Here is an 8589-nt window from a genome sequence, read left to right as displayed (position 1 = left end):
GCTGCTGCCAGGGCGACCACACCTGCGTCGTACGGCCCACGAACTGGTAGCCGCCGGGTCCCTCCATGCCGTAGACGCAGAGGTAGGCGCCGCCGATGCCGACCGAGTTCTCGGCCGTCCAGGTGCGGGCCGGGTTGTACTTGGTCGTCACCAGGCGGTGGCGGGGATCGAGCGGGGTGGCGACCGGCGCGCCCAGGTAGACGTCGCCGAGGCCGAGGACCAGGTACTCCGCGGCGAAGACCGTGTCGTAGACGTCGGCCACCGAGTCGAGGCCGTTGACCCGGCGGATGAACTCGATGTTCCACGGACACCAGGGGGCGTCGTCGCGCACGCCCGCCATGTAGCGGGTGATCGCCTCACGGGTCGCCGGATCGTCCCAGGACAGCGGCAGATGGACCGTGCGGGAGGGCACCACCAGCTGGTCCGTCGGCGGCAGGGCGGCGGTCATCTNNGACGATCGCGGGCCGGGGACGGCCGTCCACGTCGGCCGGCACGAACCGCACGGTGTCGCCGGGGCGGAGCTGGCCCAGCTTCCAGCGTTCGCCGCTCAGGATCGTCGCCGGACACACGAACCCGCCGAGCGAGGGCCCGTCGGGGCCGAGCAGCACCGGCATGTCGCCCGTGTAGTCGACGGCGCCTACGGAGTACGGCGTGTCGTGGATGTTGGACGGGTGCAGTCCCGCCTCGCCGCCGTCGGTGCGCGCCCAGCGCGGCTTGGGGCCGACCAGCCGGACGCCGGTGCGGGCCGAGTTGAAGTGGACCTTCCAGTCGGCGGCGTAGAAGTCGCGGATGTCGTCCTCGGTGAAGAACTCCGGTGCCGCGTGCGGGCCTTCGGCGGCACGGATGTCCCAGACGGAGGTGAGGGCGGGGCGGTCGGTGACGGGCGTGGGGGCGCCGGTGACGGCCGTTGCGGTGTGCAGGACGTCGCCGGTCCGCAGCGCCCGGCCGCCGTGACCGCCGAACCGGCCCAGCGTGAAGGTGCTCGCGCTGCCCAGGAAGGCGGGCACGTCCAGGCCGCCGGCGAGGAGGACGTAGGTCCGCAGACCGTGCTCGACGGGCGCGCCGACCTCCAGCAGGGCACCCGCCGGTACGGTCACCGGCTCCCACTGGGCGACCGGTGTGCCGTCGACGGTGACCGCAGCGGGCGCGCCCGTGACGCACACGGCCGTCGGACGGCTGAAGCGCAGGGCCGGTCCCCGGAGCGTGCACTCCAGGCCGGGGGCGCCCTCATGGTTGCCGAGTGCCCGGTTGCCCAGGCGGAAGGAGCGGTCGTCCATCGGGCCGGACGGCGGCACGCCCACCTGCCAGTGACCGGTGCGGCCGGGCCAGTCCTGCACCGTGGTCAGGGTGCCGCCGGAGACGACCTCGATCCGCGGGGTCGGGTCGCGCACCTCGGCGAGGGTGGCCGTGGAGTGGGCAGCCGCCACGAACCGCGGGTCCGCCAGCGCCGCCCGGACCAGACCCAGGTTGGTCTCGATGCCGTCGATCCGGGTCCGGGCCAGCGCCTCGTCGAGGCGGGCCAGCGCGTGGGCCCGGTCGGAGCCGTACGCGATCACCTTGGCGAGCAGCGGGTCGTAGGCCGCGCCGACCTCGGTGCCGGTCTCCACCCAGCCGTCCACGCGCACCCCGGCCGGGAACTCGACCCGCGTCAACAGGCCCGCGCCCGGCCGGTGTTCGCGGCTGGGGTCCTCCGCGTAGAGGCGGGCCTCGACGGCGTGACCGCGCGGCCGGCCGGGCTCCTGGACGACGTCCCGCTCACCGCGGGCCAGGCGCAGCATCCAGGCGACCAGATCGACGCCGTAGATCTCCTCGGTGACCGGATGCTCCACCTGGAGGCGGGTGTTGACCTCCAGGAAGTAGGCCTCTTCGCGGGCGGCGTCGTAGACGAACTCGACGGTGCCGGCGGAGCGGTAGCCGACCGAGGCGCACAACTCGCGGGCACTGTCGGCCAGTTGTCGGCGGACGCGGTCGGGGAGTCCCGGTGCGGGCGCCTCCTCGACCACCTTCTGGTTGCGGCGCTGCAGGGAGCAGTCACGGTCGCCGAAGGTGACGACCCTGCCCTCGCCGTCGCCGAAGACCTGCACCTCGACATGGCGGGCGTCCTCGACGAGACGCTCCAGGAAGACACCGGCCGAGGAGAAGGAGGCGGCGGCCACGCGCTGCACGCGTTCCCAGGCGTCCGTCAGTTCGCCGGCGGAGCGACATGCCGACATGCCGATGCCGCCGCCACCGCCGGTCGCCTTGAGCATCAGGGGATAGCCGATGCCGGCCGCCGCCGACAGCGCCTCCTCCAGGGAGGGCAGCAGGCCCGTCCCCGGCGCCAGCGGCACGCCCGCCGCCTCGGCCGCCGCTCGGGCGGTGTGCTTGGCGCCGAACAGCTCCAGCTGCTCGGGGGTCGGGCCCACGAACACGATCCCGGCATCCGCGCAGCGGCGCGCGAAGGCCGCGTCCTCCGAGAGGAAGCCGTAGCCCGGATGGATCGCGCCCGCGCCGGTGTCCTTGGCCGCCTTCAGGACCAGGTCGCCGTCGAGGTACGACTCCTTCGCGGGCGCCGGGCCGAGCCGTACCGCCACGTCGGCGAGCCGGACGTGCGGGGCGGTGCGGTCGGGGTCGGAGTACACGGCGACCGTGCGCAGGCCCAGTTCGCGGGCCGTGCGGATGACGCGGACGGCGATTTCGCCACGGTTGGCGATCAGAAGGGTGCCGAAGCTCATGCGGAACCCCCTCCGGTGCTCGTCGTGCCGGCGTCCGTCGTACCGGTACTCGTCGTCGTGCCGGTGATCGTCGTCGTGCCGCTGATCGTCATCTCCACGGCCGTCGGCTCGAAGCCGTTGCAGGGGTTGTTGATCTGGGGGCAGTTGGAGACGAGGACGAGCACATCGCGTTCGGCGCGCAGGGTCACCGTCAGGCCAGGAGCGGACAGGCCGTCGACGATGCCGAGGGTGCCGTCCTTCTCGACGGGCACGTTCATGTACCAGTTGATGTTGGACACCAGGTCCCGTTTGCCGAGGCCGTGCCGGGCGCCCTCGGCCAGGAAGTTGTCCACGCACGCGTGCTGGGCCCAGGTGTGGTGGCCGTAGCGCAGGGTGTTGGACTCCTTGGAGCAGGCCCCGCCGACCGTGTCGTGCCGGCCCACCTCGTCCGCGACGACCGTCATCAGCGCGGTGTGCTCGTTGGACAGCAGCACGCTGCCCGTGGTGAGGAAGATGCCGCCCTGGGCGTGGATCGTGTCGGGGGCGCTGTAGCGCACGGAGGTGTCATGGGCGTCGTACACGAGGCAGTCGACGGCCTGGTTGCCGTGCAGGTCGGTGATGGTGAGCGTCTCGCCGGCCCGGACGACGGACGACCAGGCGGCGCGGGCGGGAACGACGGTCCTGCTCATGCGAGCCCCCTCGCGGTGAGGAATTCGGCGGTGTTCAGGAAGGCGCGGCGGCCCTCGGGAGTGGCCTCCCACAGCGGGTCGCCGGGCCGGGTGGGCGCCGCCCGCCAGGCGAGGACCTCCAGCGGGGTGCTGATGTACTCCGCGCGCGGGTCGGCAGGGTGCGCCGCGTTGGCGATCAGCACGGTCACGTCCTGCTCGGCGCGCAGGGTGATGTCCCCGCCGGGGCCCGCCGAGCCGGTGAAGTCGAGGGTGCCGTCGCCCTGGACTTCCACGCCCTGGAAGAAGGAGAGCGAGGGCGGCAGGTCGCGGGGTTCGAGGCCGTTCTTCGCGGCGGCCAGCTTGAACAGCTCGCGGCCGGCCGGGGAGGGGGACTGCGCAGTGCCGTCGCCGTACCGCGCGGTGTTGCGGACCAGGGTGGAGGTGCCGCACAGGGCGTCGTGCCGGCCCGAGGTGTCGGCGACGACCGAGGCCAGCACCCGCCCCTGGTCGGAGAGGAGCAGCACGCCCTCGCCGAGGTAGGCGTTCCACTGGACCTTGACCGTGTCGGCGGCGTTCAGCCGCTCCCAGGGGCGGTCGGCGGCGTACAGCAGCAGGTGCGCGCAGGCGTCGCCGTGTACGTCGGTCAGGCGCAGTTCGGTGCCGCGGGCCAGCACGCGGTGCGTGTAGTTGCCGCCCGCCACCGTCTCGGCCCACACCAGGTGGCCCGCCTCGCAGGGCGGGGCCGGCCAGTCCGCGGCCGGGACGACGGGCATGGTCTCGGTGCGCGTGCCCTCCTGGGCGCGCGCATGGGCACGGGCGCCGTACGGGGTCGCTGTGGCCATCGGGTCCTCCGGCTGGGGGCTGGGGTGAGTTCGCTCGCCCTAATTTCTGTCGCCCGACAGAAATTAGGGGCGCGCCGGGTCACCCCGGTTGCCGCCGGGTTGCCGCGCTGTTACCGCCCCCTCACGGGGGTGTCGTAGGGAGCGCCGGGGGCGGCGCCCCGGTCGCAGTGCAGGGGGCGCTGTCGGCGCATCCCGTCAGGCCGGGCAATTGGCGATCGCCGGCCCGGATCTGCCGATCGCCGGCCCGGATCTGCCGATCGCCGGCCCGGATCTGCCGATCGCCGGCCCGGATCTGCCAGGGCCCCGCTCGGAGCCGACTGTGTCGGACCTTCGCCGTGGTCGCCGTCCCGTCTCTCGGCGGGTCGCCGTCCGGTGCCGTGTGCGAGGATCGAACGCATGGGGACGACCAGTGGGCGCCGAGTCGGCCGGCCGCGTGCCGCGCAGCGGCCCGACAGCGGGCTGGCACCGCGCGCCGAACTGCTCTCGGCCGCCGCGGAGTTGTTCACCACCCGCGGCTACGCGGCCACCACCACCCGGGCCGTGGCCGAGCGGGCCGGCATGCGCCAGGCCTCCATGTACCACTACGTCTCCGGCAAGGAGGAACTCCTCGCCGCGCTGCTGGAGTCCACGGTCACCCCGTCCCTGGCGTACGCCCGCGCCCTGCTCGCGGACGACCTGCGGCCGGCCGCGGACCGGCTGTGGGGGCTGTGCCGTACCGACGTGGAGCTGTTGTGCGGCGGCTCGCACAACCTCGGCGGGCTCTATCTGCTGCCCGAGGTGCGCACCGAGCGGTTCGCCGGATTCCATGCCGTGCGTGCGGAACTGAAGGACTGCTACCGGCAGTTGCTCGCCGCGACCGCCGCCGGTGGCACGCTCGCCAAGAGCGAGCTGGATCTGCGGACGGACCTCGTCTTCGGACTCATCGAGGGCGTCATCCTCGTCCACCGCTCCGACCCCGAGCGCCCCGTCTCGGAGTTCGCCCGCGCCACCGCCGACGCGGCACTGCGCATCGTGGGCGCCTGACGGGACTGAAGCAAATGACGCGACTGACCCGTCGCCCCTGATCCATCGCCCCTGATCAGGGCCCCGAGCCACCCGTCTCGGTGAAGGCTTTCGCACGCCCGTTCGCCATTACGCACCGTGTGCGAACGAATTCCGAGCGTGTGAAACGCCCGAGGTTACTCCAGGTGCTGTCGTGGTTTCAGGCGGTTGCCGAATATGACACGGCGATGATCCGGTCGGACTAAGCTCGCCCGCGGCGCACCGAGTTGAGGCGTATTCGTGCGCTTGTTCCCCAATATCCCGAAGATACCGACAGATCCCCTACAGAGGGTGCCCACATGGTGAGTGTTCAGTCCCCACCCGGTCGGCGAGAACTGGCCTACGCGCGCATGGTGTTGCTGCCGGCGATAGTGATGGCCGCGGCGACCGGTGCGGCCGTCGCCCTGGTGGCGGAGCCGGCCCGGGCCGCCGTCGGCGCCTGCGGAGCCGTCGCCACGCTCCTGGTCATCGTCGCCGGGGCCGAGTCGGTCCGCCGCGGCCGCCAACTCAAGGAACTGCGCGCGGAGAAGGAACGCCGGATCGCCTACCTGGAGCGCCGGGTCGCCGCCCAGGGGGAGCAGAACCTCCGGCTCGCCGACTACATCGTCCCCCAGGCGGTGACCTGGCTGCGCGCCGGGAACTCGCCCCGCGAGGTGATGCTCCACTTCGCCGACGTGGACGCCGAATACCGCGACCTCGACGAGGGTCAGAAGAAGGTGGTCAAGGGGATCCTGGAGACCGTCGACCACGAGGAGGCCCTGCGCGACTCGGCCCAGCGCTCGTTCGTCAGCGTCGCCCGGCGCGTCCAGGCCATCGTGCACCAACAGGCCGCGGAACTCCGGGAGATGGAGGAGGACCACGGCCGTAACCCCGAGGTCTTCGACGACCTCCTGCGCATCGACCACGGCACCGCCCTGATCGGCCGCCTCGCCGACTCCATCGGCGTGCTCGGCGGCGGCCGTCCCAGCCGCAACTGGCCCCAGCCGGTCCCGCTGTACAGCGTGCTGCGCGGCGCCATGTCCCGCATCCTGGAGTACCGCCGCATCCAGCTCGACTCCATCGCCAAGGTCAACATCCGCGGCCTGTCCGTCGAACCGCTGATCCACGCGCTCGCCGAACTCCTCGACAACTCCACCCGCTACTCGCCGCCCACCAGCAAGGTGCACGTCAACGCGATCGAGGTGCAGACCGGCATCGCCATCGAGATCGAGGACGCCGGCGTCAGCCTCAGCGAGGAGGCCCGCGCCAAGGCCGAGCGCATGCTGGAACAGGCCATGGCCGGTGTCGACATCCAGGAAGCCGGCGGCACCCCGCGTCTCGGCCTCGCGGTCGTCGGCCGGCTCTGCACCGCGTTCAAGATGCAGGTGTCGCTGCGCGCCTCGGCCTACGGCGGCGTCCGCGCCGTACTGATCGCGCCGAGCGAGATGGTCACCTCCGACCCGGCGCCCGGCTTCGCCCACGGCATCGGCGCCACCGCCGTACCGCAGATCGACCTGGGCAACCTCGAGGTCGAGAGCCCGAAGCGGCCCCCGAAGAAGCGCCGCCCCACCAACCCGAGGATCCCGGCGGGTGTCTCCCTGGACGACGAGGTGCCCGAGGTCACCGAGTGGACCGACAAGGGCCTGCCGCAGCGCCGCAGCAAGACGACGATCCCGATCAGCCAGCGCTACCGCGAGGCGTACGCAGCCCAGGCCGCCGAACTCGCCGGTGAGCCGGACCCGTTCGCGATGCCGAAGCCGCAGCCCGATCCCGACCAGAAGCGGCAGGAGCCCGGCGTGGCCTTCGAGGCCTTCTGGGAGGGCCTGAAGAAGGAGGCTCCTCCCGGCCACCACCCGACGGACTTCACCCGCAACCCCACCGCATACCTGCACCTGCTCAAGGAAAAGGCCACGCCCGAGGCCGACGACGAAGGGGACCTCACGTGATCCAGCAGCGCCAAAACTTCGACTGGCTGCTCAAGGAGCTCTACGACGGCGTTCCGGGCATCGAGATGATCGTCGTGCTCTCGGCCGACGGACTGCGCATCGCCCGCTACGCCGGTGACCCCGACGCCGCCGACCGGGTCGCCGCCGCCTGCGCCGGCCTCCAGAGCCTCGCCAACGCCGTCGCCCAGGAGATCCACTCCAGCGACGGCGAGATGAACCTGGTCATGATCGAGCTGAACGGCGGCTACTTCTACATGATGTCTGCCGGCGCCAACGCCTACCTCGCGGTCCTCGCCGACGTGCGCTGCGAGGCCGGCCGGATGAGCGGGATGATGCGCGACCTCGTGGTCCGGATCGGCGCCCACCTGACCAGTCCGCCCCGGCGCAACGGGCAGAGCGTATGACTCCTCCCCAACGCCGGCGGCGCGAACCCGACCCGGAACCGACCCCGCAGCCGCCCAAGGAGGGCGAGGGCAAGAACCCCGAGCGGCTGTACATCATCACCGGTCCGGACGGCGAGCGTGCCCCCCTCGACCTCGTCACGTTAATCGTGGCGCGCGCCGAACCGCCCTCCTCCGCCACCCCGGAGCAGTTGGCGGTGCTGCGGATGTGCCGGGCTCCGCTGGCGGTGGCCGAGGTGTCGGCCTACCTCAGCCTGCCGTTCAGCGTGGTGACGGTGCTGCTCACCGAGATGCTGGCGGCCGAACTCGTCCAGGCGCGCGCCCCGATCGTCCGGCAGCACCTTCCCGACCGTTCCCTCCTCGAAGCGGTGATGAATGGACTTCAACGGCTCTGACACCGTCCCCGGCCCACGGGCCGAGGACCATCTGCCGCACACCACGACGGCGGCGGCCAAGATCGTCATCGTGGGCGGCTTCGGTGTCGGCAAGACGACCATGGTCGGGTCGGTCAGCGAGATCAAGCCGCTGACCACCGAGGAGACCATGACGCAGGCGGGTATCGGCGTCGACGACAACTACGGCTCCGACACCAAGACCGCCACCACCGTGGCGATGGACTTCGGCCGCATCCGGATCACGGACCAGGTCGTGCTCTACCTCTTCGGCACACCGGGCCAGGAACGGTTCTGGTTCCTGTGGAACGGCCTGTTCGAGGGTGCCCTCGGCGCGGTCGTGCTGGTGGACACCCGCCGCCTGGAGGTGAGTTTCGAGGCCGTGGGCAGGCTGGAGGAGCGTGGTGTGCCCTTCGTCGTCGCCGTCAACACCTTCCCCGACGGCCCCCGTTACCCGATCGACGACCTGCGGGGCGCCCTCGACCTGCCGCCCGAGATCCCGATCGTGGAGTGCGACGTGCGCCGCCGGGCCTCCAGCCGCGACGTGCTGATGACGCTGACGCGCTTCCTCCACGACCTCGCGCTGGCCGGCAACCTCACCTGAAACCCGCCCGGCCCCCCACCCCC

The 8589-nt window shown here is 72.1% G+C and carries 7 protein-coding genes and 1 pseudogene; 5 read left to right on the top strand and 3 right to left on the bottom strand.

The window, feature by feature from the left end; all coding sequences use genetic code 11:
• The 3 genes and pseudogenes from BZL64_RS13660 to BZL64_RS13650 form a co-directional block, all read right to left on the bottom strand.
• Window positions 1-2714: pseudogene (locus BZL64_RS13660) on the bottom strand (5-oxoprolinase/urea amidolyase family protein); the annotation flags it as partial.
• On the bottom strand, window positions 2711-3382 hold the full coding sequence (locus BZL64_RS13655) for an urea amidolyase associated protein UAAP2 (RefSeq protein ID WP_244205327.1): 672 nt from the start codon (window positions 3380-3382) through the stop codon (window positions 2711-2713). The gene BZL64_RS13655 and the pseudogene BZL64_RS13660, both read right to left, overlap by 4 nt.
• Window positions 3379-4203, bottom strand: a complete 825-nt coding sequence (locus BZL64_RS13650) for an urea amidolyase associated protein UAAP1 (RefSeq protein ID WP_086769451.1) — start codon at window positions 4201-4203, stop codon at window positions 3379-3381. Before BZL64_RS13650 ends, BZL64_RS13655 begins: the two co-directional genes overlap by 4 nt.
• A 396-nt stretch (window positions 4204-4599) precedes the next feature.
• Here BZL64_RS13650 and BZL64_RS13645 point away from each other — a divergent pair, with 396 nt between their 5' ends.
• From BZL64_RS13645 to BZL64_RS13625, 5 genes are all read left to right on the top strand, one after another.
• Window positions 4600-5226 (top strand): TetR/AcrR family transcriptional regulator, encoded by a 627-nt coding sequence (locus BZL64_RS13645; protein WP_086769450.1) that lies wholly within the window; start codon window positions 4600-4602, stop codon window positions 5224-5226.
• Window positions 5227-5594: 368 nt separating this feature from the next.
• Window positions 5595-7169, top strand: coding sequence for an ATP-binding protein (locus BZL64_RS13640; RefSeq protein WP_086769449.1), 1575 nt, complete (start codon window positions 5595-5597; stop codon window positions 7167-7169).
• Window positions 7166-7573: a roadblock/LC7 domain-containing protein gene (locus BZL64_RS13635; protein ID WP_086769448.1), complete on the top strand. Its 408-nt coding sequence runs from the start codon at window positions 7166-7168 to the stop codon at window positions 7571-7573. Before BZL64_RS13640 ends, BZL64_RS13635 begins: the two co-directional genes overlap by 4 nt.
• On the top strand, window positions 7570-7965 hold the full coding sequence (locus BZL64_RS13630; protein ID WP_086769447.1) for a DUF742 domain-containing protein: 396 nt from the start codon (window positions 7570-7572) through the stop codon (window positions 7963-7965). Before BZL64_RS13635 ends, BZL64_RS13630 begins: the two co-directional genes overlap by 4 nt.
• Window positions 7946-8566, top strand: coding sequence for a GTP-binding protein (locus tag BZL64_RS13625; protein ID WP_086769446.1), 621 nt, complete (start codon window positions 7946-7948; stop codon window positions 8564-8566). Before BZL64_RS13630 ends, BZL64_RS13625 begins: the two co-directional genes overlap by 20 nt.
• Window positions 8567-8589 lie beyond the last annotated feature (23 nt).

It is taken from the genome of Streptomyces bobili (assembly GCF_002154575.1).
GTDB lineage: Bacteria > Actinomycetota > Actinomycetes > Streptomycetales > Streptomycetaceae > Streptomyces > Streptomyces bobili.
Note: the sequence above shows the minus strand (reverse complement) of the source record. Positions and strands in the feature narration are given on the sequence as shown.

What these genes read in the sequence shown, in the direction of transcription:
- BZL64_RS13655 (WP_244205327.1), bottom strand. Translation starts at nt 3,382, where the DNA reads ATGAGCAGGACCGTCGTTCCCGCCCGCGCCGCCTGGTCGTCCGTCGTC.
- BZL64_RS13650 (WP_086769451.1), bottom strand. Translation starts at nt 4,203, where the DNA reads ATGGCCACAGCGACCCCGTACGGCGCCCGTGCCCATGCGCGCGCCCAG.
- BZL64_RS13645 (WP_086769450.1), top strand. Translation starts at nt 4,600, where the DNA reads ATGGGGACGACCAGTGGGCGCCGAGTCGGCCGGCCGCGTGCCGCGCAG.
- BZL64_RS13640 (WP_086769449.1), top strand. Translation starts at nt 5,595, where the DNA reads ATGGTGTTGCTGCCGGCGATAGTGATGGCCGCGGCGACCGGTGCGGCC.
- BZL64_RS13630 (WP_086769447.1), top strand. Translation starts at nt 7,570, where the DNA reads ATGACTCCTCCCCAACGCCGGCGGCGCGAACCCGACCCGGAACCGACC.
- BZL64_RS13625 (WP_086769446.1), top strand. Translation starts at nt 7,946, where the DNA reads ATGGACTTCAACGGCTCTGACACCGTCCCCGGCCCACGGGCCGAGGAC.